Below are 24,380 nucleotides of genomic sequence, written 5' to 3' on the forward strand. Positions count from 1 at the left end.
GGTGGCGGGAACGTGGCGGTCGGACGCGATGTCGATGATGTCAAACAGCCGGTTATCAGGGGTGGACCAGTCGTGACCGTTCGACAATCGATCGTCTTCAACGGCGACCTCGGCAGCGGCAAGAGCACCGTGTCGGTGGAGATCGCCAAGCGGCTCGGGATGCGCCGGGTCAGTGTGGGCGATCTCTACCGGGAGATGGCTCAGCAGCGGCAGATGACCGCTCTGCAGCTCAACCTGCACGCCGAGCTCGACCAGGCCGTCGACGGTTACGTCGACCAGCTCCAGCGGGACATCGCCGCCTCCGGTGAGCCCCTGATCATGGACTCCCGGCTGGCCTGGCACTTCTTCACCGACGCGCTGAAGGTTCACATGATCACCGAGCCGGGCGAGGCGGCCCGCCGGGTGCTCGCCCGACCCTCCGGGCCGGCGGAGAGCTATGCCTCCCTGGAGGAGGCCAAGGACAAGCTCCGTGAGCGCAGCGCGAGCGAGCGCAGCCGATTCATCATCCGCTACGGGGTGGACAAGGCCCGACTGCGCAACTACGACCTGATCTGCGACACCACCCGAGCCCCGGCCGCCGAGGTGATCGAGCAGATCATCGCCGCGTACGAGGGCACGCTCGGCGCCGAGGTGTTGCGCGATGGCCCGCCGTTGCTGCTGCTGGACCCGGCCCGGGTCTACCCGACCGAGGACATCGCCACCCTGCGCGGTCTGTGGGACACCGATTTCGCCGGCGGCGTGGCCGAGGCCGGCGTCGAGGCGCTGGAGCCGCTGAAGATCGGGTTCACCGGCGAGTATTTCTTCGTCGTCGACGGTCACCGGCGGCTCAGCGCCGCCCTGCAGAGCGGATTCTCCCTGGTCACCGCCCAACTGGTCGCCGAGGTCGACGAGCCGGTGGTGGGTGGGATGACCGCGATCGACTACTTCGCCGCCCAGGTGCGCCCCGGCCTGGTCTACGACTGGGAGGCGGCCCACAAGATCCGCCTGCCGCTGCCCGAGCCCGCACTGCTCCGCGGCGACGCGGTGCTCGCCGGCGACCCGAGCGCCAGCGCCTGACGGGTTCGTTAGCCGTCCGGTGACGCTGGGCACACCGGCGGCGGCCGATCGAGGTACGCCGGCCGGCGCGCAACCGGGCACTCCGTAGACTGGTACGGCACCGCTCGTCCCACCTGTAGAAGGAGCCGTCCCGCGTGACCGTCCAGCCCATCCGTCTTTTTGGGGATCCGGTGCTGCGCACGCCGGCCGATCCGGTGGTCAACTTCGACGCCGAGCTGCGTCGGCTCGTCGCCGACCTCACCGACACGATGCGTGAGCAGAACGGCGCCGGCCTGGCCGCGCCGCAACTCGGTGTGAGCCTGCGGGTGTTCACCTTCGACGTCGACGACGTGCTCGGGCACCTGATCAACCCGGTGCTCGAGTTTCCCGACGAGGAGGAGCAGGACGGCCCGGAGGGCTGCCTGTCGATCCCTGGGCTCTACTTCGACACCAAGCGTCGGCAGAACGTCATCGCCAAGGGCTTCAGCTCGTTCGGCGATCCGATGCAGATCGTCGGCACCGGCCTGATGGCGCGCTGCGTGCAGCACGAGACCGACCACCTCGACGGGGTGCTCTTCCTGGACCGGTTGGATCCGGAGGGGCGCAAGGAAGCCATGAAGGCGATCCGCCAGGCCGAGTGGTACGACGGGGCGGCCCCGCCGACGGTCAAGCTCAGCCCGCACATCAGCGACCCCTTCGGTCTGGGGCGGTGACCCGGATGCGCGTGATCTTCGCCGGTACGCCGGCTGTCGCCGTTCCCGCCCTGGCCGCCGTCGCCGCCTCCCGGCACGAGTTGGCCGCCGTGGTCACCCGGCCCGACGCACCCGCCGGGCGCGGGCGCGGTCTGTCCCGCTCCCCGGTCGGCGAGTGGGCCGACGAGCACGGTGTCGAGGTGCTCACGCCGGCCCGCCCCCGCGACCCCGAGTTCCTCGACCGGCTGCGCGAGCTCGCACCGGACTGCGTGCCGGTGGTCGCCTACGGCGCGCTGGTGCCGCCGGCTGCCCTGGAGATCCCCCGGTACGGCTGGGTCAACCTGCACTTCTCGCTGCTGCCCGCGTGGCGCGGCGCCGCGCCCGTGCAGCACGCCGTGCTGCACGGTGACGAGCTGACCGGGGCCAGCGTCTTCCACCTGGAGGAGGGCCTGGACACCGGCCCGGTCTTCGGCACGCTGACCGACGAGATCCGCGCCGCCGACACCTCCGGTGACCTGCTGGGGCGGCTCGCCGAATCCGGTGCGGGGTTGCTGGTGGCGGTGCTCGACGCGATCGCCGACGGCACCGCCAGGGCCGAGCCGCAGCCCGCCGACGGGGTGTCGCTGGCGCCGAAGCTGACCGTGGACGACGCCCGGGTGCGCTGGAATGATCCGGCCTTCGCCGTGGACCGCCGGATCCGCGCCTGCACCCCGGCGCCGGGCAGCTGGACCACGTTCCGGGGCGAGCGGGTGAAGCTCGGCCCGGTCGTGCCGGCGCCCGACGGCCCAGAGTTGAAACCGGGGGAGTTGCTGGTGGAGAAGTCCCGGGTGCTGGCCGGCACGGCGACCATGCCGGTGCGCCTCGGCGAGGTCCGCGCCGCGGGCAAGCGGGCCATGGGCGCGACCGACTGGGCCCGCGGCGTTCGCGTCGGCACCGGCGAGGACTTCGCGTGACGGCCCCGGAGGGTACGCGCCCGACGCGCTCCGGCTCGTGGACCGATCGTGGCGGGGACCGTCGGCCGGTCCGGCCACCGATGGACCGACCGCGCCGCGCGGCGTACGAGGCGGTGGCCGCGGTGCACCGCGACGACGCGTTCGCCAACCTGGTGCTGCCCATCATCCTGCGGGAGGAGGGGCTGTTCGGCCGGGACGCCGCCTTCGCCACCGAGCTGACCTACGGCACCCTGCGTCACCTGGGCACGTTGGACGCGATCCTGACTGATGCGGCCGGCCGGGACGTGGCCCGGATCGACCCGCCGGTACGTGACGCGCTGCGGCTCGGGGCGTACCAGTTGCTGCACACCCGGGTGCCGGCGCACGCCGCGGTCTCGTCGACGGTGGACCTGGTCCGCTCGGTCGCGCCGGGCGCCACCGGCTTCGCCAACGCGGTGCTGCGCGAGGTGTCCAGCCGTGACTCGGACGCCTGGGTGGCGAAGCTCGCCCCACCGATGGAGACCGACCCGGTCGGGCACCTTTCCCTGGCGTACAGCCATCCGCAGTGGATCGTGCGGGCCTTCTCCGAGGCGCTCAACGGCGACCTGGGTGAGACGGCCCGCCTCCTGATCGAGGACAACGAGCGCCCGCCGGTGCACCTGTGCGCCCGGCCCGGGCTGATCGACCCGATCGAGCTGGCCGACCAGGTCGGTGGGGCGCCCGGTGCCTTCTCGCCGTACGCCGTCTATCTGCCCGGCGGCGCGCCGGGCGACATCCCGGCGGTGGTTGACGGCCGTGCCCATGTGCAGGACGAGGGCTCCCAGTTGGTGGCCTCCGCACTCGCCGACGCGCCGTTGGACGGCCCGGACGGGCGTTGGCTGGACCTGTGCGCCGGCCCGGGTGGCAAGGCCGGGTTGCTCGGCGCGCTGGCCGCGCAGCGTGGTGCCCGGGTGACCGCGGTGGAGGTGGCCGAGCACCGGGCCCGGTTGGTCTCACTGGCGACCCGGGGCCTGCCGGTGGCCGTGCTGACGATGGACGGCCGTGAGGTCGGCGCCGACCCGAAGCTGCCGGAGCAGCATTTCGACCGGGTGCTGGTGGACGCCCCGTGCACGGGGCTGGGCTCGCTGCGGCGCCGGCCGGAGTCGCGTTGGCGCCGCCAACCGTCCGACCTGCCGCCGCTGACCCGGCTGCAACGGGAGCTGCTCGGCGCGGCGCTGCGGGCGGTTCGCCCGGGTGGCCTGGTCGCCTATGTCACCTGCTCGCCGCACACCGTCGAGACGCACGTGACGGTGACCGAGGCGGCCCGCCGTAGCGGTGTTCCGGTGGATTTCGTGGACGCCCGTCCGCTGCTGCCGGCCGGCATGCCCGGTCTGGGTGACGGGCCGACCGTTCAGCTCTGGCCACACCGGCACGGCACCGACGCGATGTTCCTCGCCGTTCTGCGCCGAGGCTGATGGGCCCCGCATCCGGCCGGTCATGCGGCCGGCCGGATGCGGAGGCGGTCAGGTGACCGGGAGGCCCTTGGTGCCGGCGTTCTTCATCGAACGGGTCAGGTTCCGATCGGAGATCCAGAGGAAGCACTGCACACCACGGTTGCCGTTCTTCCACTCTTCCTCGTACGGCTGGTAGTAGATCGTCCCGGCGCGGAAGTCGAGCTGGGAGTTGTCCGGCACCTTGGCGTATTTGGCGATCATCGTCTGGCAGGCCCGGTGGGTCCGCTTGACGGTGCGGGAGAACTCGTCGTAACTGACGTCCGGAGCCTGCCAGACCCCGACGAACTCGGCGTGGTGCTTGGTGGTGCAGGCGACCGGCACCATCTCGTCGATCTTGTCCTTGACCAGCTTCGGGTTGAAGCAGCGGTACGCCAGCGGTGACGCGCCGGTCAGCGCACCCCGGAGGCTGCCGGTGCGCAGGTCGACCGCCGTGTCGTCGATGCTGGCGATCTCGGTGACGTCGCAGCGGTACCAGCGGGCCCCGCCCGCCCAGGCCTGCGGCGACGGCAGTACGACGGTCAGGCCGAGCCGCCCGGACCGCCAGTCGGCGCCCACCGCCTTGCTGACCTCCGAGTCGCACGCGGTCTGAGCGGCCCGCATGCCCACCGAGCCGGGCTGCGGGGGTGTGCCGCCCTCGGCGCCCGGGCCGGTGAGCGTGCCGACGTGCATCGTCTCCACCCGGTGCGCCTCGGCGCACGTCATCGGGTTGTAGCCGCTCAGGAAACCGACCTGCTGGGAGGAGTGGTGGCAGACGTCGGCGGCGGGGACGAACTGCTGCGCCGCGACGGGCGCCGGCCAGTCGTCGATGAGGTCACGGTCGAGTCCGGCGGGTGCGCCGCACCCGGCCAGCGCCAGGGCCAGAGCCGCACCCCCGGCGAACGCCGCCAACCACCGTCGCATCCCCGACCTCCCGCCGCTGGTGGCCTCCAGCCGGACCCCGCCGGTCGGTATGGCCACGGCGCAGCAGCATACGGCACCGATGTTCAGATCGCGGGTAGTCCCTCCGGGCCGGCGCCGCGCATCGAGCGGGTCAGCTTGCGGTCGTCGCTCCACAGGAAACAGCGCACTCCACGGTCACCCTCCTCCCACTCCCGTTGCGACGGCGGGTAGTAGATGGACCCGGCCCGGTACTGCAGGTCGCTGTTGTTCGGCACGGCCGCGTACTCGGCGATCAACGCCATGCAGCGTTTGTGCGCCTGCTCGGTCGAGTTGCTGAACGCCGCCCAGCTCAGGTCGCTTTCCGCGTAGACGCCCACGAACTCGGCGCGGTGCGGCTCGGTGCAGAGCACCGGCGCCATGTAGTTGAGGTTGTCGCCGATCAGCTTGGGGTCGAAGCAGCGGTGGGTCAGTGGGTTGTCGCCGATCAACGCGCCGCGCAGGCTGCCGGTGCGGTTCACCGGGCGCGTGTTGTCGATGCTGCCGGTCTCGCTGAGGTCGCAGCGGAACCAGCGCGCGCCGCCGGCCCAGGCGGGTGCGGAGGGCAGCGCGAGGGACAGGGTGAGTCGGGCCGTGTGCCAGTCACCGCCCAGCACCTCCCGGGCCCGTTGGTCGCACTCGGCGCGGGCCGTGCGCAGCGCCGACTCGCCGGCCCCGGGCCGGGTCTCGGTCAGCGCGTCAGGCCCGACGAAGGTGCCGACGTGGATGGTCTCGGCCAGGTGGTTGCGCGCGCAGTCCACCGTTTCGTATGTGCCGGCCTGCACGACCGAGGTGATCCGGGGCAGGCAGGTGTCGGTGGCCGGGGTGAACGGCTTCGGGACCCGCAGCGCCGGCCAGTCGTCGGTGAGATCACCGTCCGCGCCGCGCGCCGGCGTGCAGCCGGCCAGCAGCACCGTCGTGACGCCGGCCAGCACCAGCGCTGGAAGCCACCGTCGCATCGTCCGCCCTTTCGGGAGCTGGCGGCCGGTCACCGCGTCCCGCGGCGAGAACCCGGCGGGCGTGCAGCCTATGACACCGTCCCGCTTGGAGTGTCGTCGCGTTTCGGTCGATCGGCCAGCTACTGATGTCTGTTCGTCCGGATTGAGGGGCCCGGACCGGCCAATTCTGCACCATTGGTCACTGCTGGTTCACAGCGCGTCCCCGTTGGTGCCGCGGTGCTGGTGGCGGGTGGCCACGTTCGTACACTGGCCCCGTGACCGTACCGCCGCCGATCGTCGCGCCGAGCATCCTGGCCGCCGATTTCGCCCGCCTCGCCGAAGAGGTCCGTGCCGTCGAGGACGCCGCGGACTGGTTGCACGTCGATGTGATGGACAACCATTTCGTGCCGAACCTGACCATTGGGCTGCCCGTGGTGCAGAGCCTGCGGGCTGTCACCGCGATGCCGTTCGACGTGCACCTGATGATCGAGGATCCGCGTCGGTGGGCCCCCGGTTACGCCGACGCCGGGGCGTACAACGTCACCTTCCACGCGGAGGCGTCCGACGACCCGGTGGCGCTGGCCAAGGACCTGCGCTCGGCCGGTGCGAAGGCTGGCCTGGCCATCGACCGGGACACCCCGATCGAGCCGTACCTGGACCTGCTGCCCAGCTTCGACACTCTGCTGATCATGACGATCAAGGCCGGGTTCGGTGGGCAGCGGTTCGTCCCGCAGTTGCTGGACAAGGTGCGCACTGCCCGCCGGCACGTCTCGGCCGGGCACCTGGAGTTGCGTATCGAGGTGGACGGCGGGATCGCCGCCGACACCATCGAGCAGGCGGCCGCTGCGGGCGCCGACGCGTTCGTGGCCGGCACCGCCGTGTACGGTGCCGCCGACCCGGCGGAGGCGGTACGGCACCTGCGGGCGCTGGCGGAACGCGCGGCGCCTGAGGCCTGAGGTGGACCCCGACGGCGACCGTAAGGACATCATCCTCGTCGTCGACGACGACGAGGACATCGCCCGTTTCGTCGAGTTCAACCTGCGCCTGCGCGGCTTCGAGGTGATCCACGCCAGCGACGGCCAGGAGGCACTGGAGGTCATCGAGCGGCAGCGGCCGGACCTCGCGGTGGTCGATCTCATGATGCCCCGGATCGATGGTCTGGAGCTGACCCGGCGGCTGCGCGCCGACCCGATGACCTCCGCCCTGCCAGTGATCATGCTGACCGCCAAGGGAATGACCGTCGACAAGGTGCACGGGCTCAGCGCCGGTGCCGACGACTACCTGGTGAAACCGTTCGACACCGCCGAGCTGGTGGCCCGGGTCTCGTCCACTCTGCGCCGGAACAAGGAGTTCCGGGAGGTCTCCCCGCTGACCGGGCTGCCCGGCAACAGCCGGATCCGCCGGGAGATCAGCGACCGGGTCCGGCAGGGCGTGGACTACGCGGTCGGCTACGTCGACATCGACCGGTTCAAGAGCGTCAACGACCGGTACGGCTTCGTCCGCGGCGACGACTTCATCTCCGCGCTGGCCCGCAGCCTGCACCGGGCGGTGGTGGCGGTGGGGCTGCCGCCGGCCTTCCTCGGCCACGTCGGCGGCGACGACTTCGTCATCGTCTGTGCCCCGGACCAGGTCCGCTCACTGACGTCCCGAGCGGTGGTGGACTTCGAGAAGGCCGCCGACACGCTCTACGACGCGACCGACCGGGAGCGCGGCTTCGTCGAGCTGAAGGACCGGCGCGGCAACATCCGTCGCGCCGCCCTGGTCACACTCTCCATCGGGGTGTCCCTCTCCGACGAAGGCAAGCGGTTCACCGACCCCCTTGAGGTGATCGCGGTGGCCTCGGAGATGAAGACGGTGGCCAAGAGTCAACCGGGCTCGTATGTGGCCGTGGACCGGCGTCGCGGCGTCACCTGAGCGTGATAACGCTGTGAAGTAGCTCGCCTAGGTGGCGGTGCACCCGGATCGGCGTGTAAGACTGCCGGTATACCCACCACGCGCTGGCGGGACTCGGTGAAATTCCGAACCGGCGGTGATCCACGGTCCAACCGTGGTCAGCCCGCGACCCGGACGGCTCTGCCGCCCGGTGGACCTGGTGAAAATCCGGGGCCGACGGTTGGGGGCGGTTCGTCCGCGCCCAGACAGTCCGGATGGGAGACAGCGCGCGGGACGGACGGGTCCGAGCCGGCCGCTGTCTTCGGCGCGCCGTGTCGAGCCGCCCGGGGCGGCTGTGCCGTTCCCGGGATCCGCCTCCGCCTGCCCGTGGCCCCATGGCCGCAGCCTCCCTGACCGCCCGCGCGCGGACCGGCGAGTGAGAGGCAGGGGCAGGGCGATGGCCAGCGTCTCCGTCGATGAGGCGATGCGGCGTGCGATCGAGTTGGCGGCGCGCGGGCTCGGCACCACCAGCCCCAACCCGGTGGTCGGTTGCGTGCTGCTCGACGAGGACGGCCAGGTCGTCGGTGAGGGCTTCCACGCGTACGCCGGCGGGCCGCACGCCGAGATCGTCGCCCTGGCGCAGGCCGGACAACGGGCCAAGGGCGGCACCGCGGTCGTCACTCTGGAACCGTGCAATCACATTGGTCGCACCGGCCCCTGCAGTTCCGCGCTCGTCCAGGCCGGGGTGGACCGGGTGGTCATTGCCGTACCCGATCCCAACCCGGTCGCTTCCGGCGGCGCCGCCACCTTGCGCGCCGCCGGGGTCCGGGTCGACCTGGGGGTACGCGGCGAGGAGGCCGAGGCCGGCAACGTCGCCTGGCTGACCTCGATGCGCCGGGGCTGGCCGTACGTGATCTGGAAGTACGCCGCCACGCTCGACGGGCGCTCCGCCGCGGCGGACGGCACCAGCATGTGGATCACCTCGGAGGCGGCCCGGATCGACGTGCACGCGTTGCGCGGCACGGTCGACGCGGTGCTCGCCGGGGTGGGCACCGTGCTCGCCGACGACCCCCGGCTGACCGCCCGCAACCTGCGCGACGGCAGCCTGGCCATCCGGCAGCCGCTGCGGGTGGTGGTGGACAGCTCGGGGCGTACCCCGGCCGACGCCCAGGTCCGCGACGGCGCCGCACCGACGTGGATCGCGACCGCCGACGAGGTCGGTGCCGGCCCGGACGGCCGGGTCGACCTTCCGGCGTTGCTCGCGGCGCTGCGCCAGCGCGGGGTCCGCGCGGTGCTGCTGGAGGGCGGCCCTCGGCTGGCCGGCGCGTTCCTGGAAGCCGGTCTGGTCGACAAGATCGTCGGGTACGTCGCGCCCCGGTTGCTCGGCGCCGGCCCGGCCGCCCTGGTCGACGCGGGAGTGACCACCATCGCTGAGGCCATCGATCTGGAGTTCGTCGACGTTACGCAGATCGGTCCGGACTTCCGGATCACCGCTCTGCCCCGCAAAAGGGAGGGCTGACATGTTCACCGGCATTATCGAGGAGTTGGGCGAGATCGTCCGGGTTACGGCGACGGCAGGCGATTCGGCGCTGCTCGGCGTACGCGGTCCGCTGGTCACGTCCGACGCCCGGCACGGCGACTCCATCGCGGTCAACGGCGTCTGCCTGACCGTCGTGGAGGTGGCCGACGGGGTCTTCACCGCCGACGTGATGGGGGAGACACTGCGCCGCTCCGCGCTGGGCGCGCTGCGCCCCGGTGACCCGGTCAACCTGGAGCGGGCCGCCGCGCTCGGCAGCCGCCTCGGCGGGCACCTGGTGCAGGGCCACGTGGACGGGGTCGGCGAGCTGATCTCCCGAGAGCCGGCCGAGCAGTGGGAGACCGTCCGGTTCCGGCTGCCCGCCGCCCTGTCCCGGTACGTGGTGGAGAAGGGCTCGATCACCATCGACGGTGTGTCGCTGACCGTGGCCGAGGTGGGCGCGGACGAGTTCGCCGTCGGGCTGATCCCGACCACGCTCAAGCTGACCACGCTCGGTGCGAAGGGTGTCGGCGACCCGGTCAACCTGGAGGTCGACGTCGTGGCGAAGTACGTCGAGCGGCTGCTCGGCGCCCGGCTCACCGACACCGACGGTCACGGGGTGGCCTCGAGCACGGGCGGGATGGCCTGATGGGCCCACTCAGCTGGCTGCTGGACGCCCAGGTGCACGTGGCCGGCTCGCCGGTCCTGGCCCGGGAGATCGTCGGCAACGTGTTCGGGCTGGGCTCCGCGCTGCTCGGATTGCGCCGACTGGTCTGGGCATGGCCGGTCGGCATGATCGGTAACGCGTTGCTCCTCACCGTCTTCCTCGGCGGGGTGTTCGCCACCCCGCAGGAGCACGACCTGTACGGGCAGGCCGGCCGGCAGGCGTTCTTCTTCGCGGTCAGCGTCTACGGCTGGTGGCGCTGGCAGCGCAACCGTCGTGCTGACGCCGGGCAGGCGGCGGTCGTCCCGCGCTGGGCCACCGGTCGGGAGCGACTGGTGATCCTGCTGGCCGCCGTGGTCGGCACCGCTGCGGCGTACCCGGTGCTCGCGGCACTGGGGTCGTGGGGTCCCCTCCCCGACGCCTGGATCCTCACCGGCAGCCTGCTGGCCACGTATGGCATGGCTCGCGGCTGGGTGGAGTTCTGGCTGCTCTGGATCGCGGTGGACGCGGTCGGCGTACCGCTGCTGCTGCGCGGCGGGTTCTACCCGTCGGCGGTCATGTACCTGATCTACGGCGCCTTCTGCGCCTGGGGCTTCGCCGCCTGGTGGCGCACGTCGCGCGCCACCAGGCCGGCCCCCCAAACTGCCATCTACACGGAGGCCGTCGCGTGAGCGAGCGCAGCGAGCGAATCATCAGGTCCAGCGCCATGGTGCCTCATGACGTCACGGAGCAGAGTGGAGTGGCGGCATGAGCAGCTTTGCGAGTATCGAGCAGGCGGTCGCGGAGATCGCGGCCGGTCGGCCGGTCGTCGTGGTCGACGACGCGGACCGGGAGAACGAGGGCGACCTGATCTTCGCGGCCGAGTTGGCCACCCCGGAACTGCTGGCGTTCATGGTCCGCTACACCTCCGGATACGTCTGCGTGCCGTTGACCGAGAGTGAGGCCGACCGGCTCGACCTGCCGCCGATGCACCACACCAACCAGGACCGGCGTGGCACCGCGTACACGGTGACCGTGGACGCCCGGGAGGGGATCAGCACCGGCATCTCCGCGGCCGACCGCGCCCACACCATCCGGTTGCTCGCGGGCGCCGATACCGACCCGACCGACCTGGCGCGTCCCGGGCACGTGGTGCCGCTGCGCGCTCGGGAGGGCGGGGTGCTGCGCCGACCGGGGCACACCGAGGCGTCGGTGGACCTGACCCGGCTGGCCGGGTTGCGCCCGGCGGGCGTGCTCTGCGAGCTGATTAACGACGACGGCACCATGATGCGGTTGCCGGACCTGGAGAAGTTCTGCGCCGAGCACGGCCTCACGCTGATCACCATCGCCGACCTGATCGCCTACCGGCGGCGTACCGAGAAGCAGGTCGAGCTGGTCGCCGACGCCCGGATGCCGACGCGGCACGGGGTGTTCCGGGCGCTGGGCTACCGCGCCGAGCACGACCCCGCCGAACACATCGCGATGGTGCTGGGCGACCTTGGCGACGGCCAGGACGTGCTGGTCCGGGTGCACTCCGAGTGCCTGACCGGGGACGTGTTCGGCTCCCTGCGCTGCGACTGTGGACCGCAGTTGGACGCCGCGCTGGCCCGGGTCGCGAAGGAGGGCCGGGGCGTCGTGCTCTACGTACGCGGACACGAGGGCCGCGGCATCGGGCTGCTGCACAAGCTCCAGGCGTACCAGTTGCAGGACCTGGGCCGCGACACCGTCGACGCCAACCTCGACCTGGGCCTGCCGGCCGACGCCCGCGACTACGGCACCGGCGCGCAGATCCTCTACGACCTGGGCGTGCGCTCGATGCGGCTGCTGACCAACAACCCGGCCAAGCGGGCCGGGCTGGAGGGGTACGGGTTGACCATCACCGGCCGGGAGGGGTTGCCGGCCGGCGCGCACCCGGAGAACCTGCGTTACCTGCGCACCAAGCGGGACCGGATGGGTCACCTGCTGGACGAGCTGGACGAGGTGTCCGAGGCGCCGTCGGGGCGTCCGGTCGCCAACAACGAGATCGGAGCATGACGATGGCGGGTTTCGGGGAGCCGGGAGTCGACGCGGTGGACGCCGCGGGGCTGACCGTCGGGGTGGTCGCCGCCCGGTGGCACGGTGAGTTGACCGACCACATGCTGGAGCGTGCGGTGGCGGCCGCCGAGGCGTGCGGGGCTCGCTCCGTGGTCGCCCGGGTCGCCGGCTCGGTTGAGCTGCCGGTGGTCGCCCAGGCCCTCGCGCGCCGCTGCGACGTGGTGGTCGCCCTCGGCGTGGTGGTCCGCGGTGCCACCGCCCACTTCGACTACGTCTGCCGCTCGGTCACCGACGGGCTGACCCGGGTGGCGCTGGACGAGGGCAAGCCGGTCGCGCACGGGGTGCTCACCGTGGAGACCATCGAGCAGGCCCGCGACCGGGCCGGTCTGCCCGGCTCGGCGGAGGACAAGGGCTGGTCGGCCACCGTCGCCGCGCTCGACGCCGCGCTGGCCGTCCGACGTGTGGCCGCCGGCAACGTCCAGCGGGTCGGCTTCGGCGGCTGACCCTTCTTCATAGGCGACCGGCCTCGATGATCCGGTGCAGGAACTGCCGGGTGCGCGGCTGGGTCGGCTCGCCGAGCACCTGCTCCGGCGGGCCGCTCTCGATGACCCGCCCCGCGTCGAGGAAGCAGACCTCGTCGGCGACCTCCCGGGCGAAGCCCATCTCGTGGGTGGCCAGCACCATGGTCATGCCGTCGGCCTTCAGGTCCCGGATCATCGTCAGCACCTCACCGACGAGTTCCGGGTCCAGCGCAGAGGTCACCTCGTCCAGCAGCATCAGTCGAGGCGAGTTCGCCAGCGCCCGGACGATCGCCACCCGCTGCTGCTGCCCGCCGGAGAGCCGGTCCGGGTAGGCGTCCGCCTTGGCGCCGAGCCCCACCCGGTCGAGCAGGTCCCGGGCCTGGGCCTCGGCCTGGGCCCGGGCCCGCCGGTGTACGCGGCGCGGCGCGAGGGTGATGTTCTCCAACACGCTCAGGTGCGGGAAGAGGTTGTACGCCTGGAACACCATGCCGATCCGCCGACGGACCCGGTCCGGGTCCGCGCGGGGATCGGAGATGTCCTCCCCGTCCAACTCGATGGTGCCGTCGTCGAGTTCCTCCAGCAGGTTCACACACCGCAGCAGGGTGGACTTGCCGGACCCGGACGCACCGATCAGCGCCACCACCCGGTGTTCGGCGACGGTCAGATCGAGTTGGTCGAGCACGACGTGGCCGGCGAACTCCTTGCGCAGGCCCCGGCAGCGCAGCAGTGCCATGCTCAGCCTCCCGACTGTCGACGGGCCGCGCGCAGCGTCACCCAGTCGGTGACCGCGATCAGCGGGATCGCGAGCAGCACGAAGAGCACCCCCGCCACGATGTACGGCGTGTAGTTGAACGACTGGGCGGTGGCGATCTGGGCGGCGCGGACCGCGTCGATCGGCCCGGCGAGCGAGACCAGCCCCACGTCCTTCTGCAAGGCCACCACGTCGTTGAGCAGGGGTGGCGCCACCCGGCGGACGGCCTGAGGCAGCACCACGTGCCGCATCGTCTGCCGGTAGGTCAGGCCCAGCGAGCGGGCCGCGGCGAGCTGACTGGGATGCACCGACTCAATGCCGGCCCGGAACACCTCGGCGAGGTAGCCGCCGTAGGTGAGGACCAACGCGAGCCCACCGAGCACCAGCACCGGCGGCATGCCCTGCAGACGCAGCCCGGGCACGCCGAGGGTGAGCAGGTAGAGCACGATGATCAGCGGCAGGCCGCGGAAGGTGTAGGTGTAGCCGGCAGCCAGCGCCCGGACCGGGAAGAAGATCGGGCCGCGCAGCGTCCGCAGCACCGCGACCACCAGCCCGAGCACCAGCGCGCCGGCCGCACAGCAGACCAGCAGCCGTACGTTGAGCCAGAGCCCACTCAGCACCGCCGGCAGCGCGTCCCGGGCGATCGCCGGGTCCAGGAACGACTGCCGGACCCGGTCCCAGCCCGGCGCACCGGTCACCGCGACGACCAGCAGCGTGCCGAGTGCCGCCGTCGAGACGGCCGCGACCAGCACGCTGTAGACGGTCTGCCGACGCCGGTACGCGGACCGTCGCAGCTGCGCCTCGGAAGGAACGTGAGCCAGAAGGGTCACCGCAGCTCGGCCGCCCCCGCCACCTGCGCGAGCCACTTCTGCTCCAGCTGCTGCAGCGTGCCCGCCTCACTGAGCTGACCGACCGCACCGGTCACGCAGGAGGTCAGCGGTGAGTTCTTGTCCAGCAGCAACCCGAACGCCTCGGGCGTGCCGACCTGCGGCACCTGCCCGACGATCGTCGCGTCGGTGATCTCCGCTCCGGTGATGTAGAACGCGGTCGGCAGGTCCACCACGAGACCGTCCAACTGCCTGTTCTGCAGCGCCTTCTTGGCGTCGTCATTGCTGTTGTAGACCTGCGGCTTGGCGGTTGGCTTGATCACGTCGGTGATCGCCTGGTAGCTGGTGGTGCCGACCTGGGCGCCGAGCCGGGCGTCGCGAAGGTCGGCCAACGACGTCCTGCCAGCGATCTTCGAGGACTTCAACGCGATGACGGTCTGCCGTACCAGGTAGTACGGCGCGGAGAAGTCAACCGCCTGCTTGCGCTCCTCGGTGATGGAGAACTGGTTGATGTCGAAGTCGAAGGTCTTCGGCCCGGGTGCGATCGCGGTGTCGAACTTGACCCGAGCCCAGGTGACGTCTGCGCGGGCATAGCCGAGCTTCTCGGCCACCGCGTACGCGACGGCGGATTCGAAGCCCTCGCCGTTGTCCGGCTTGTCCTTGGAGAACCACGGCTCGTACGCGGGCTGATCGGTGGCGATGGTGAGTTTGCCCGGCGTACGAGTAGGCAGGCTGTCCTTGGCGCAGGACGGCGATGCGGTGACAGTGGGGGTCGGTCCCTTTTCCTCCGGCGCGCATCCGGCGGTGGCTACGACGACGGCACCGGCGAGGGTGAGCGCGAGAAGACGTGAGCTGCTGGCCATGGCGGACAGCGTAGAGCTCCATGGGCATCGATCGACAATTGTCCCACCATCTCGATAGGGAATTGCCGCGTCGATGTCCGCTGGGTGGGTACCGGCGGACCCGGACGCGGGGCGTCGGTCGGCCGGCTGGAAGAATCGTCTTCCGTGAAGACGTTCGAGGAGTTGTTCGCCGAGCTGCAGGCCAAGGCCGCCGCCGGCACCCCGGGCTCGGGCACCGTCGCCGCCCTGGACAAGGGGGTGCACTTCATCGGCAAGAAGGTCGTCGAGGAGGCGGCCGAGTCGTGGATGGCCGCCGAGCACGAGGGGCCGGAGCGCACCGCCGAGGAGATCTCCCAGCTGCTCTACCAGGTCCAGGTGCTGATGCTCGCCAGCGGTCTCGAGCTCAAGGACGTCTACCGACATTTGTGAGTGCCCCACCCGTTGATCGCCATCCGGATCGAAGGAGCACTCCGTCATGCTGCGTGTCGCCATTCCCAACAAGGGCACTCTGGCCGAGCCGGCCGCCCAGATGCTGCGCGAGGCGGGCTACCGCCAGCGCACCGACCCCAAGGACCTCGTCTGCCGGGACGAGGCCAACGACGTCGAATTCTTCTACCTGCGCCCCAAGGACATCGCCACCTACGTCGGCTCCGGTGACCTCGACCTCGGGATCACCGGCCGGGACCTGCTGATCGACTCGGCTGCGCCGGCCGAGGAGGTCGTCGACCTCGCCTTCGGTCAGGCCACCTTCCGCTTCGCCGCAAGCCCCGACGACATCGCCTCCGTGCAGGACCTGGGCGGGCACCGGATCGCCACCGCGTACCCGGGGCTGGTCGAGCGGCACCTCGGTGAGGTGGGCGTCAAGGCCGACGTCATCCGCCTCGACGGCGCGGTGGAGAACGCCGTACGCCTCGGCGTCGCCGACGTGATCGCGGACGTGGTGGAGACCGGCGCGACCCTGCGCCAGGCGGGCCTGGTGGTCTTCGGCGAGCCGCTGCTGCGCTCGTCGGCGGTACTGGTCCGGCGCGCCAGCGCGCCCGCACACCCGCAGGCCGAGCAGTTACTGCGCCGCCTGCACGGTGTGCTGGTGGCCCGCCGCTACGTGATGCTCGCCTATGACGTGCCGGCCGGTCTGCTGGACCGGGCCAGCGGCCTCACCCCGGGCATCGAATCGCCCACCGTGTCGCCGCTGCACCGCGAGGGCTGGGTGGCGGTGCAGGCGATGGTGCTCCGCGACGACGTCCACCGCATCATGGACGAGCTGTACGAGTTGGGCGCCCGCGCCATCCTCGTCACCAACATCCACGCCTGCCGGCTCTAACCGCAAATCCCACCCGCACCCCGCTGGCAGCTCGTGCTCGTGCCCGCTGTGGGCCGGCACCCGCGCCCGCTGGCGGCTCGTCCGTGGCGGGTCTGACCGCTTGATCAACTCGGGATTGCCGAGGTGGGGGTGTCCGCTCGCAAGGACACCCCCACCTCGTTGATCTGGAGTGGATCTACCGTCTGCTGGGCCTGGCCGCGCAGGCAGCGCGCCTGACGATCCCGGATGTCAACACCGTTGCGTTTAGCGTTCGGTTGCTGGGCCAGCGGGGCACGGTGAACTCCGGACACCCAGGTTCGCCACTCCAGAGCGCCCCGCCGCGGGCGATCTTGCAGTTTCGATCGCCGAGATGCGTGGAATGCCCCCTAAGTCGAGGCAGAAAGTGCAAGATCGCGAGAAAGGGGCAGCCCGGACCCGTCGATCATGGAGTTGTGGCGCCTGGTCTTGGCCTTTAACGGTGTCGCCCACCACAACTCCATGATCGACGAGGCGGTACGGGTTGACGGACAGCCGCTCCGCCTAACTCGGAAGTAGACCTACTTCCTCCCGATTAGGGCCGCTTCGCGGAGCGAAGCAGCAAGGACTAACCCAACGGCATTGACATGGAAGTAGGGGCCTCCAGGTGCGGCCGAGGCCACTAGATCCCGGAACAAGCACGATCTTGCGGGTTGGACGGGCGTCGGCGTGGTGTGGCTCGGCTCGCCGGGTGGGCGGTGGCTCGGCGGGTGGTGCGTTCGACGGGCGGGTGCGGGTGGCAGACTGGTGGGGTGAGTGAAACCGAGCTGATCCGCCTGAAGCCCCGCCGCATCCGGCTGGTCTGCTGGTCGGCGGCGATCGCGCTGGTGGTGGTGTTCGGTCTGGTCGCCACCTCGTTGAGTGGGCCGACCGGCGACGGCTACGGCAGCTTCCAGCGCGGTGACCAGATCGCCATGATCGGCCTGGGCATCTTCGGTGCACTGGGCTTCCTGATGTTCACCCGCCCACGGGTCGAGGCCGACGCGCGTGGCATTCGCGTGCGTAACGTGATCAGCTCCTACGAGCTGCCCTGGGAGGTCGTCCGGGGCGTCCGCTTCGACCGGGGCGCGCCGTGGGCCAGCCTGGAGCTGCACGACGACGACCTGCTGCCGATGATCGCCCTGCAGGCCGCGGACAAGGAACTGGCCGTCGAAGGGGTCCGCGCGCTGCGGCGACTGCACGAGGCACACCAGGCCCGCCTCGCCGAGCGCGCCGTCGGCCGCTAACCCGTCCCCGCACCTGCTTACCCGCGCGCCGCGCCCGGGCCCGCGCCCCGCGCGCGCCGCCGCGCCCCAGCCCCGCGCGCCACGCCGCCCCGCGCCCCAGCCCCCGCGCGCCACGCCGCCCCAGCCCCCGCGCGCCACGCCGCCCCAGCCCCCGCGCGCCACGCCGCCCCGCGCCCCAGCCCCGCGCGCCACGCCAAGATCCGGACACCCTCCCCGAATCTGTTGCCTCAGCGCGCCCGGAGGCAGCAGATTCGGGGAAAGTATGCGGATCTTGCGGGGTGACGGCGCGACTCGGGGAAGGTGCGCGGATCTTGGCGGGGTGACGGCGCGACGGTGACCCGGGAGGCCCGTGCCTCAGCCCCTGGTCGTGCCCGGTTTGAGGGCGGCCGAGGCACCGGTGTACTGTTGTCGAGTCGACCAGGCTGTCTCCGCGTGCGAGCAGGCAGCCTTGTAAAGCGGAGCGCCTGCTCCCACCCGAGTCGCCGCTACGGCGTCCGGGTCCGGTCACTGGTTCCGGGCATGTCCCGGCGCTGGATGCGCGATCCTGTGATCGTGCCGACCGGTCGAGCGGGCCCTGGCATGCGCCGGGGCCTTCTGCTTTTCGGGGTCGGTTCCCGCCCGGGGGCCGCAGGGGTCGGCAACAGAGCAGAAGCGACTCGAGGAGGCCCCATCAGCGTCGAACCACGCGTGAACGAGCAGATCCGGGCACGTGAGGTCCGACTGGTCGGCCCAGAGGGTGAGCAGGTGGGCATCGTCCCGCTGGAGCGCGCTCTTCAGCTGGCCGCGGACGTCGATCTGGACCTGGTCGAGGTTGCGCCGATGGCGCGCCCGCCGGTGTGCAAGCTCATGGACTTCGGCAAGTTCAAGTATGAGAGCGCACTGAAGGCGCGCGAAGCGCGGCGTAACCAGCAGCAGACCGTCATCAAGGAAATGAAGCTTCGGCCGAAGATCGACCCGCACGACTACGAGACCAAAAAAGGTCACGTGGTGCGGTTCCTCAAGGCGGGCGACAAGGTCAAGGTGACGATCATGTTCCGCGGTCGCGAGCAGAGCCGCCCGGAGCTGGGTTACCGGCTCCTGCGCCGGCTCGAATCCGAGATCACGGAACTGGGATACGTCGAGGCCGCTCCGAAGCAGGACGGCCGAAACATGATCATGGTTCTCGCTCCGCATCGGGCCGTCAAGGCCTCCGCGGTCGCCGCTACGGCGTCCCGCGGTGCACCTCGGGACCGGGCAGCGGACGAGTCCGACGCTCCGGAAGCCGATGAGACCGCGGCGGTCGGCGAGACCGCAGCAGCCGGTGACACCGGCCTCGCCGCCGATACCAGCGGCGAGTAACAGGGGAGAGACGTTCCACATGCCGAAGATGAAGAGCCACACGGGTATGGGTAAGCGGGTCAAGGTGACCGGCAAGGGCAAGATCGTTGCCCAGCAGGCCGGCCTCCGCCACAACCTGGAGAAGAAGCCCTCCACCCAGACCCGCCGGCTGACCGGCACGGTCGTGCTGGCCAAGGCCGACGTCAAGCGCATCAAGAAGCTGCTCGGCCGCTGACGCGCGCCACCTTTACACGTAATTAGGAGTTGAGATGGCACGCGTCAAGCGGGCTGTAAACGCCCACAAGAAGCGTCGTACCCTGCTGGAGTCCGCGAGTGGTTACCGCGGTCAGCGCTCCCGGCTGTACCGCAAGGCCAAGGAGCAGGTGCTGCACTCGATGCAGTACGCCTACCGGGACCGTCGCGACCGCAAGGGCGACTTCCGGCAGCTGTGGATTCAGCGGATCAACGCGGGCGCCCGGGCGAACGGGATGACCTACAACCGCCTGATCCAGGGCATGCGTCTGGCCGGCATCGAGGTCGACCGCAAGATCCTGGCCGACATGGCTGTCAACGACGCCGCTTCTTTCGCGGCGATCGTCGAGCTGGCCCGGGCCGCGGTCACGGCCGAGGGCACCGGTGGCGCGGCGGCTCAGGCCGCCTGATCCCCACGCACCAGAGCGAGGCGTCTCCCGTGTCGGCACCGCCGTCCGGGGGGCGCCTCAATCGTGTCGGAGGACCACCCATCATGGCTTTCACCCCGCGTACCCCCAGGGTTGTCGCCGCCCGCCGGTTGCAGCGCCGCCGGGACCGCGAGGCCACCGGCCTGTTCCTGGCCGAGGGCCCGCAGGCGGTCCGCGAGGCCCTCGCACGGCCGGGGGTGGTCACCGAGCTTTTCGGTACGCCCACCGCCCTCGACCGACACCCGGAGTTGCCCGCCGCGGCGGCGCACGCCGACGTGCCGGTCTCCGAGGTGACCGACGACGGGTTGGCCGCGTTGGCCGAGACCGTCGCCCCGCAGGGGCTGGTCGCGGTCTGCCGGCACGTGGACGTGCCGCTGGAGCAGGCCCTGGCGAATGGGCCGCGCCTGGTGGCGGTGCTCGCCGAGATCCGCGACCCGGGTAATGCCGGCACGGTGCTGCGCACCGCCGACGCGGCCGGGGCGGGTGCGGTGGTCTTCGCCGGCGACGCCGTCGACCCGTACAACGGAAAGTGTGTGCGGGCCTCGGCCGGCAGCCTCTTCCACGTCGATGTGGTCCGCGCCCCCGACCCGGTCCAGGCGGTCGAAGCGCTCCGTGCCGCCGGGCTGACGATCTTCGCCACCACGGGGTACGGCGACAGCGACCTCGACGACCTCGCCGACGCCGGACGGCTCGCCCAGCCCACGGCGTGGTTGTTCGGCTCTGAGGCGCACGGGTTGCCTGAGGAGCTGACCGCCGCGGCCGACGCCCAGGTGCGGGTGCCGTTGCACGGGCGCGCGGAGAGCCTCAACCTGGCTGCTGCCGCCGCCGTCTGCCTGTACGCTTCAGCGAGAGCACAGCGCTGAGGGTGACCGCACCCGGCGCGACTGACAGCAGGGGAGAGCGTCCGTCCATGAACGCGCCACGGCGTTCGTTTAGCCAGCCCGCCGGTGTCGGCGGGCGGCGGGCCTGACCTGCTCCCTGCACAACTCCTACCGGCGGGCTGCGGCGCAGCCGCGCGTCCGTAGACTCGCTTAGCCGCCCCGCTGAGGGCTGGCGCCGCCGTGAGGGAGTGCCCGTACGCCATGAGCTACCGCAACGATCCGTACGACCCGAAGCAGGTCGCCCTGCTCGACCCCGCCGCCCTGGACGAGGCTGTCGCGGACGCCACGAAGGCGTTCACGGCGGCCACCGACCCGGACGCGCTGACCGCGCTGCGCTCGGTGCATCTCGGTGACCGGTCACCGGTTTCGCTGGCCCGCCGGGAGATCGGCGCGTTGCCGCCGGCCGCGAAGTCCGACGCCGGTAAGCGGGTCAACGAGGCCCGCCGGGCGATCGAGACCGCGTACGCCGACCGCGCCGAGGTGGTGGAGCGGGAGCAGGCCGAGCGGGTGCTGGTCGAGGAGCGGGTGGACGTCACCCTGCCCTACGATCGGCGTCCGCGTGGTGCCCGGCACCCGCTGAGCACCCTGATGGAGTCGATCAGCGACCTCTTCGTCGGGATGGGCTACGAGGTGGCCGAGGGGCCAGAGGTCGACCTGGAGTGGGTCAACTTCGACGCGCTGAACATTCCCGCCGACCACCCGGCGCGCGGGTTGATGGACACCTTCCACATCGCATCCGCCGATGGCTCCGCGGGCTCGGGCCTTGTTCTCCGCACGCACACCTCGACGGTGCAGACCCGCACGATGCTCAGCCGCAAGCCGCCGATCTACGTGATCGTGCCCGGCCGCGTCTACCGCACCGACGAGATCGACGCCACCCACAGCCCGGTGTTCCACCAGGCCGAGGGCCTGGTGGTCGACAAGGGCATCACGATGGCGCACCTGCGGGGCACGCTCGACCACTTCGCCCGGGCGATGTTCGGCCCGGAGGCGAAGACCCGGTGGCGGCCGCACTACTTCCCGTTCACCGAGCCGTCGGCCGAGTTCGACGTGTGGTTCCCGGAGCACCGCGACGGCCCGCAGTGGGTCGAGTGGGGCGGCTGCGGGATGGTCAACCCGCGGGTGCTGCGCGCCTGCGGCGTCGACCCGGAGGTCTACTCCGGATTCGCCTTCGGCATGGGCATCGACCGGACCCTGATGGTCCGGCACGGGGTCAGCGACATCCGCCATCTCTTCGAGGGCGACGTGCGGTTCAGCCGGGCGCTCGGGACCGGGGCGTAGGCGATGCGGGTACGAGACACGGGAACGGTGGTCTGAAGTCATGCGAGTTTCTGTCAGTTGGCTGCGGGAGTACGTCGACCTGCCCGCCGACCTGCCCACCGGTGACCTGGAGCAGGCCCTGGTCGACCTCGGTATCGAGGTCGAGTCGGTGGTGGACCTGGCCGAGACCGTCACCGGCCAACTCGTCGTCGGTGAGGTGCGTGAGATCGAGGAGCTCACCGGCTTCAAGAAGCCGATCCGGTTCTGCCGGGTCGACGTGGGTGCCGCCAACGGCACCGGTGAGCCGCAGGAGATCGTCTGCGGGGCGCGCAACTTCGCCCCGGGGGACCGGGTGGTGGTGATCCTGCCCGGTGGTGTGCTGCCCGGCGGCTTCGCCATCGGCGCCCGCAAGACGTACGGGCACAACTCCGCGGGCATGATCTGCTCGGCGAAGGAGCTGGGCCTGGGCGACGACCATTCCGGCATCATCGTGCTGGGGCCGGACGTGACGGCCAAGCCGGGCGACGACGCGCGCCCGGTGGTCGGCCTCGACGATGTCCTGCTCGAGCTGGAGATCACCCCCGACCGGGGGTACGCGCTGAGCCTGCGGGGCCTGGCCCGGGAGCTGTCGCACGCGTTCGACGTGCCGCTGCGCGACCCGGCCCTGGTGCCCGCACCGGGCGGCACCGAGTCGCCGGCGTACCCGGTGGAGGTCCGTGACACGGTCGGCTGCGACCGGTTCACCGCCCGCCTCGTCCGCGGGGTCGACCCGAGCGCGCCCACGCCGTCCTGGATGCAGCAGCGGCTCGTCGCCGCCGGCATCCGCAGCATCTCGCTGCCGGTCGACATCACCAACTACGTGATGGTGGAGCTGGGTCAGCCGATGCACGCCTTCGACGCCGACCGGATCGCCGGGGCGCTGGTCGTCCGTCGCGCCGAGGTGGGGGAGAAGCTGACCACCCTCGACGGGGTCAACCGGGTGCTCACCGCCGACGACATGGTCATCTGCGACGCCACCGGGCCGATCTCGCTGGCCGCGGTGATGGGCGGCGAGACCAGCGAGGTCGTCGCCGACACCACCAACGTGCTCTTCGAGGCGGCGCACTGGGACCCGGCGATGGTCGGGCGCACGGCCCGCCGGCACAAGCTGTTCAGCGAGGCCGCGAAGCGCTGGGAGCGGGGCGTCGACCCGGCCGTGGCGCTGGTCGCGTTGGAGCGTGCCGTGCGGCTGCTCACCGAGCACGGCGGGGGTACCCCGAGCGCGGAGATCCTGGACATCGACCACGTCCGGCCGCGTACCCCGATCAGCCTTCCGGCGGACCTGCCGACCCGGCGGGTCGGGGTCGAGTACCCGCCGGCGCGGGTGGTCGCCCTGCTGGAGCGGGTCGGCTGCACGGTCGCGCAGGGCACGGACCGGTTGTCCGAGGACCCGGGCGCGGTCGGCGTGGCCAGCGGCGCCGGGGCGGTGCTGAGTGTCACCCCGCCGAGCTGGCGGCCCGACCTGACCGATCCGGCCGACCTGGTCGAGGAGGTGGTCCGCCTCGACGGGTACGACCGGGTGCCGTCGGTGCTGCCGACCGCGCCCCCCGGCCGTGGCCTCACCCCGCGGCAGCGTCGGCGCCGGGCGGTCGCCGTCTCGCTGGCGGAGCGGGGGTACGTGGAGGTGCTCGCGCACCCGTTCGTGTCGCCGGAGTTGGCCGACCTGCTCGGCCTGCCGGGCGACGACCCGCGTCGGTCGGCGGTGCGGCTGGCCAACCCGCTGTCCGAGGAGGAGCCGTTGCTGCGCACCACGCTGCTCGGCCCGCTGCTCGGCATCCTCAAGCGCAACCTCGGCCGGGGTCACCGCGACCTCGCCCTCTACGAGATCGGCGCGGTCTTCCACCCGCGCATCGGTGCCGGCAGCCCGCCGGCGATGGGCGTGGACCGGCGCCCCACCGACGCGGAGTTCGCGGCCGCCGACGCGGTGGTGCCGGCGCAGCCGGTGCACGTCGCGGTGGTGCTGTCCGGCGACCTCGACCCCGCCGGATGGTGGGGGCCGGGTCGAGCGGCCGGCTGGGCGGACGCGATCGAGGCGGTGCGTGACGTGCTGGACGCCGCCGGTGTCTCGGGCGAGCGGGTCGAGGTGCGGGCGGCCGAGTACGCCCCGTGGCACCCGGGCCGCTGTGCTGAGCTGCGGGTCGACGGCTCGGTCGTCGGGCATGCGGGTGAACTGCACCCGGTGGTGGTCGCGGCGTTGGAGCTGCCCCGCCGTACCTGCGCGATGGAGCTGGACCTGGACGCGCTGCCGGCGGCTCCGGTGACGCCCGCCCCGGCGGTCTCCGGCTTCCCGCCGGCGCTGATCGACGTGGCCCTGGTGGTGGACGACTCGGTGCCGGCGGAGCAGGTGCGCCGGGCGCTGGAGGCGGGCGCCGGTGAGCTGCTGGAGGACGTGCGGCTGTTCGACGTGTACGCGGGCGCGCAGCTCGGCGCCGGCCGCCGGTCACTGGCGTACAAGTTCACCTTCCGGGCACCGGACCGGACGCTCACCGTCGAGGAGGCGGTTGCGGCACGGGACGCGGCGGTCGCCGTCGCGGCGGAGCGTGTCGGCGCGACCCTGCGCGGCGCCTGAGGCTTACCGGGGCCGCCCCACCCCCGCGATCTTGCAGTTCGTGTCGCCGATATGCACCTTT

At 71.7% G+C, this 24,380-nt stretch carries 25 protein-coding genes and 1 riboswitch; of the genes, 20 read left to right on the forward strand and 5 right to left on the reverse strand.

Annotated elements, in window-relative coordinates; translation table 11 throughout:
- The first annotated feature begins 72 nt into the window (after positions 1-72).
- The 4 genes from OG811_RS22045 to OG811_RS22060 all read left to right on the forward strand — a co-directional run bounded on the left by OG811_RS22045 (position 73) and on the right by OG811_RS22060 (position 4,113).
- On the forward strand, positions 73-1,056 hold the full coding sequence (locus OG811_RS22045) for an AAA family ATPase (protein WP_406068359.1): 984 nt from the start codon (positions 73-75) through the stop codon (positions 1,054-1,056).
- A gap of 134 nt (positions 1,057-1,190) precedes the next feature.
- The gene (gene def / locus OG811_RS22050; protein ID WP_355009186.1) at positions 1,191-1,748 is read left to right on the forward strand and encodes a peptide deformylase; all 558 of its coding nucleotides are present in this window, start codon (positions 1,191-1,193) and stop codon (positions 1,746-1,748) included.
- Between the two features lie 5 nt (positions 1,749-1,753).
- Positions 1,754-2,680 (forward strand): methionyl-tRNA formyltransferase, encoded by a 927-nt coding sequence (fmt, locus tag OG811_RS22055; protein WP_406068361.1) that lies wholly within the window; start codon positions 1,754-1,756, stop codon positions 2,678-2,680.
- Positions 2,635-4,113, forward strand: coding sequence for an RsmB/NOP family class I SAM-dependent RNA methyltransferase (locus OG811_RS22060; RefSeq protein ID WP_406075852.1), 1,479 nt, complete (start codon positions 2,635-2,637; stop codon positions 4,111-4,113). The genes fmt and OG811_RS22060 overlap by 46 nt, the downstream gene beginning before the upstream one ends.
- Before the next feature lie 48 nt (positions 4,114-4,161).
- Here the strand turns inward: OG811_RS22060 and OG811_RS22065 are convergent, their stop codons facing one another.
- Together OG811_RS22065 and OG811_RS22070 are read right to left on the reverse strand one after the other, a co-directional pair.
- Complete coding sequence (locus OG811_RS22065; protein ID WP_406075853.1) at positions 4,162-5,052, reverse strand: septum formation family protein; 891 nt, start codon at positions 5,050-5,052, stop codon at positions 4,162-4,164.
- Between the two features lie 83 nt (positions 5,053-5,135).
- Complete coding sequence (locus OG811_RS22070; protein WP_406068363.1) at positions 5,136-6,026, reverse strand: septum formation family protein; 891 nt, start codon at positions 6,024-6,026, stop codon at positions 5,136-5,138.
- A 254-nt stretch (positions 6,027-6,280) separates the two neighbouring features.
- Between OG811_RS22070 and rpe the strand changes: the two genes are divergently transcribed.
- From rpe to ribH, 7 genes are all read left to right on the forward strand, one after another.
- Positions 6,281-6,961, forward strand: coding sequence for a ribulose-phosphate 3-epimerase (rpe, locus tag OG811_RS22075; RefSeq protein WP_354993653.1), 681 nt, complete (start codon positions 6,281-6,283; stop codon positions 6,959-6,961).
- The gene (locus OG811_RS22080; RefSeq protein ID WP_406068364.1) at positions 6,891-7,919 is read left to right on the forward strand and encodes a response regulator; all 1,029 of its coding nucleotides are present in this window, start codon (positions 6,891-6,893) and stop codon (positions 7,917-7,919) included. The genes rpe and OG811_RS22080 overlap by 71 nt, the downstream gene beginning before the upstream one ends.
- 78 nt (positions 7,920-7,997) lie before the next feature.
- Positions 7,998-8,168, forward strand: a riboswitch (FMN riboswitch).
- 166 nt (positions 8,169-8,334) lie between these two features.
- Positions 8,335-9,396: a bifunctional diaminohydroxyphosphoribosylaminopyrimidine deaminase/5-amino-6-(5-phosphoribosylamino)uracil reductase RibD gene (gene ribD, locus OG811_RS22085; RefSeq protein WP_406068365.1), complete on the forward strand. Its 1,062-nt coding sequence runs from the start codon at positions 8,335-8,337 to the stop codon at positions 9,394-9,396.
- A 1-nt stretch (position 9,397) separates the two neighbouring features.
- Entirely contained in the window at positions 9,398-10,042 is a 645-nt protein-coding gene (locus OG811_RS22090; protein WP_406068366.1) for a riboflavin synthase, read from the forward strand.
- Positions 10,042-10,728, forward strand: coding sequence for a nicotinamide riboside transporter PnuC (gene pnuC, locus OG811_RS22095; RefSeq protein WP_406068367.1), 687 nt, complete (start codon positions 10,042-10,044; stop codon positions 10,726-10,728). Before OG811_RS22090 ends, pnuC begins: the two co-directional genes overlap by 1 nt.
- Positions 10,729-10,804: 76 nt before the next feature.
- The gene (locus OG811_RS22100; protein ID WP_406068368.1) at positions 10,805-12,070 is read left to right on the forward strand and encodes a bifunctional 3,4-dihydroxy-2-butanone-4-phosphate synthase/GTP cyclohydrolase II; all 1,266 of its coding nucleotides are present in this window, start codon (positions 10,805-10,807) and stop codon (positions 12,068-12,070) included.
- Between the two features lie 2 nt (positions 12,071-12,072).
- Positions 12,073-12,573, forward strand: a complete 501-nt coding sequence (ribH, locus tag OG811_RS22105) for a 6,7-dimethyl-8-ribityllumazine synthase (protein WP_406075855.1) — start codon at positions 12,073-12,075, stop codon at positions 12,571-12,573.
- A gap of 7 nt (positions 12,574-12,580) precedes the next feature.
- Here the strand turns inward: ribH and OG811_RS22110 are convergent, their stop codons facing one another.
- From OG811_RS22110 to OG811_RS22120, 3 genes are read right to left on the reverse strand one after another with little or no spacing between them, the layout of a single operon-like run.
- A complete protein-coding gene (locus OG811_RS22110; protein WP_406068369.1) occupies positions 12,581-13,324 on the reverse strand; it encodes an amino acid ABC transporter ATP-binding protein in 744 nt (247 codons plus the stop codon).
- 2 nt (positions 13,325-13,326) lie between these two features.
- The gene (locus OG811_RS22115) at positions 13,327-14,172 is read right to left on the reverse strand and encodes an amino acid ABC transporter permease (protein WP_406068370.1); all 846 of its coding nucleotides are present in this window, start codon (positions 14,170-14,172) and stop codon (positions 13,327-13,329) included.
- Positions 14,169-15,032: an ABC transporter substrate-binding protein gene (locus OG811_RS22120; RefSeq protein WP_406068372.1), complete on the reverse strand. Its 864-nt coding sequence runs from the start codon at positions 15,030-15,032 to the stop codon at positions 14,169-14,171. Before OG811_RS22120 ends, OG811_RS22115 begins: the two co-directional genes overlap by 4 nt.
- Positions 15,033-15,158: 126 nt before the next feature.
- Here OG811_RS22120 and OG811_RS22125 point away from each other — a divergent pair, with 126 nt between their 5' ends.
- The 9 genes from OG811_RS22125 to pheT all read left to right on the forward strand — a co-directional run bounded on the left by OG811_RS22125 (position 15,159) and on the right by pheT (position 24,319).
- Positions 15,159-15,440: a phosphoribosyl-ATP diphosphatase gene (locus tag OG811_RS22125; RefSeq protein ID WP_336298075.1), complete on the forward strand. Its 282-nt coding sequence runs from the start codon at positions 15,159-15,161 to the stop codon at positions 15,438-15,440.
- A gap of 46 nt (positions 15,441-15,486) precedes the next feature.
- Positions 15,487-16,332, forward strand: a complete 846-nt coding sequence (hisG, locus tag OG811_RS22130; protein WP_406068373.1) for an ATP phosphoribosyltransferase — start codon at positions 15,487-15,489, stop codon at positions 16,330-16,332.
- Between the two features lie 767 nt (positions 16,333-17,099).
- Entirely contained in the window at positions 17,100-17,573 is a 474-nt protein-coding gene (locus tag OG811_RS22135) for a PH domain-containing protein (protein ID WP_406068374.1), read from the forward strand.
- A gap of 687 nt (positions 17,574-18,260) precedes the next feature.
- Positions 18,261-18,911, forward strand: coding sequence for a translation initiation factor IF-3 (gene infC, locus OG811_RS22140; RefSeq protein WP_355171166.1), 651 nt, complete (start codon positions 18,261-18,263; stop codon positions 18,909-18,911).
- A 19-nt stretch (positions 18,912-18,930) separates the two neighbouring features.
- Positions 18,931-19,125, forward strand: coding sequence for a 50S ribosomal protein L35 (gene rpmI / locus OG811_RS22145; RefSeq protein WP_007458415.1), 195 nt, complete (start codon positions 18,931-18,933; stop codon positions 19,123-19,125).
- 34 nt (positions 19,126-19,159) lie between these two features.
- Positions 19,160-19,552 carry a 50S ribosomal protein L20 gene (rplT, locus tag OG811_RS22150; protein ID WP_272617677.1) on the forward strand — a complete coding sequence of 131 codons (393 nt, stop codon included), beginning with the start codon at positions 19,160-19,162 and terminating at the stop codon, positions 19,550-19,552.
- An 83-nt stretch (positions 19,553-19,635) separates the two neighbouring features.
- Positions 19,636-20,433 (forward strand): TrmH family RNA methyltransferase, encoded by a 798-nt coding sequence (locus OG811_RS22155; protein ID WP_406068376.1) that lies wholly within the window; start codon positions 19,636-19,638, stop codon positions 20,431-20,433.
- A gap of 219 nt (positions 20,434-20,652) precedes the next feature.
- A complete protein-coding gene (gene pheS / locus OG811_RS22160) occupies positions 20,653-21,732 on the forward strand; it encodes a phenylalanine--tRNA ligase subunit alpha (RefSeq protein ID WP_406068377.1) in 1,080 nt (359 codons plus the stop codon).
- A 40-nt stretch (positions 21,733-21,772) separates the two neighbouring features.
- A complete protein-coding gene (pheT, locus tag OG811_RS22165; protein WP_406068378.1) occupies positions 21,773-24,319 on the forward strand; it encodes a phenylalanine--tRNA ligase subunit beta in 2,547 nt (848 codons plus the stop codon).
- Positions 24,320-24,380 lie beyond the last annotated feature (61 nt).

Origin of the sequence: Micromonospora sp. NBC_01638, from assembly GCF_045209745.1 — a bacterium.
Lineage (GTDB): Bacteria > Actinomycetota > Actinomycetes > Mycobacteriales > Micromonosporaceae > Micromonospora.

Excerpts from the sequence above, each read along its gene's own strand:
- fmt (WP_406068361.1), top strand. The coding sequence starts at position 1,754 with ATGCGCGTGATCTTCGCCGGTACGCCGGCTGTCGCCGTTCCCGCCCTG.
- OG811_RS22065 (WP_406075853.1), bottom strand. The coding sequence starts at position 5,052 with ATGCGACGGTGGTTGGCGGCGTTCGCCGGGGGTGCGGCTCTGGCCCTG.
- OG811_RS22070 (WP_406068363.1), bottom strand. The coding sequence starts at position 6,026 with ATGCGACGGTGGCTTCCAGCGCTGGTGCTGGCCGGCGTCACGACGGTG.
- ribD (WP_406068365.1), top strand. The coding sequence starts at position 8,335 with ATGGCCAGCGTCTCCGTCGATGAGGCGATGCGGCGTGCGATCGAGTTG.
- OG811_RS22090 (WP_406068366.1), top strand. The coding sequence starts at position 9,398 with ATGTTCACCGGCATTATCGAGGAGTTGGGCGAGATCGTCCGGGTTACG.
- pnuC (WP_406068367.1), top strand. The coding sequence starts at position 10,042 with ATGGGCCCACTCAGCTGGCTGCTGGACGCCCAGGTGCACGTGGCCGGC.
- OG811_RS22100 (WP_406068368.1), top strand. The coding sequence starts at position 10,805 with ATGAGCAGCTTTGCGAGTATCGAGCAGGCGGTCGCGGAGATCGCGGCC.
- ribH (WP_406075855.1), top strand. The coding sequence starts at position 12,073 with ATGGCGGGTTTCGGGGAGCCGGGAGTCGACGCGGTGGACGCCGCGGGG.
- OG811_RS22110 (WP_406068369.1), bottom strand. The coding sequence starts at position 13,324 with ATGGCACTGCTGCGCTGCCGGGGCCTGCGCAAGGAGTTCGCCGGCCAC.
- OG811_RS22120 (WP_406068372.1), bottom strand. The coding sequence starts at position 15,032 with ATGGCCAGCAGCTCACGTCTTCTCGCGCTCACCCTCGCCGGTGCCGTC.
- hisG (WP_406068373.1), top strand. The coding sequence starts at position 15,487 with ATGCTGCGTGTCGCCATTCCCAACAAGGGCACTCTGGCCGAGCCGGCC.
- rpmI (WP_007458415.1), top strand. The coding sequence starts at position 18,931 with ATGCCGAAGATGAAGAGCCACACGGGTATGGGTAAGCGGGTCAAGGTG.
- rplT (WP_272617677.1), top strand. The coding sequence starts at position 19,160 with ATGGCACGCGTCAAGCGGGCTGTAAACGCCCACAAGAAGCGTCGTACC.
- OG811_RS22155 (WP_406068376.1), top strand. The coding sequence starts at position 19,636 with ATGGCTTTCACCCCGCGTACCCCCAGGGTTGTCGCCGCCCGCCGGTTG.
- pheS (WP_406068377.1), top strand. The coding sequence starts at position 20,653 with ATGAGCTACCGCAACGATCCGTACGACCCGAAGCAGGTCGCCCTGCTC.
- pheT (WP_406068378.1), top strand. The coding sequence starts at position 21,773 with ATGCGAGTTTCTGTCAGTTGGCTGCGGGAGTACGTCGACCTGCCCGCC.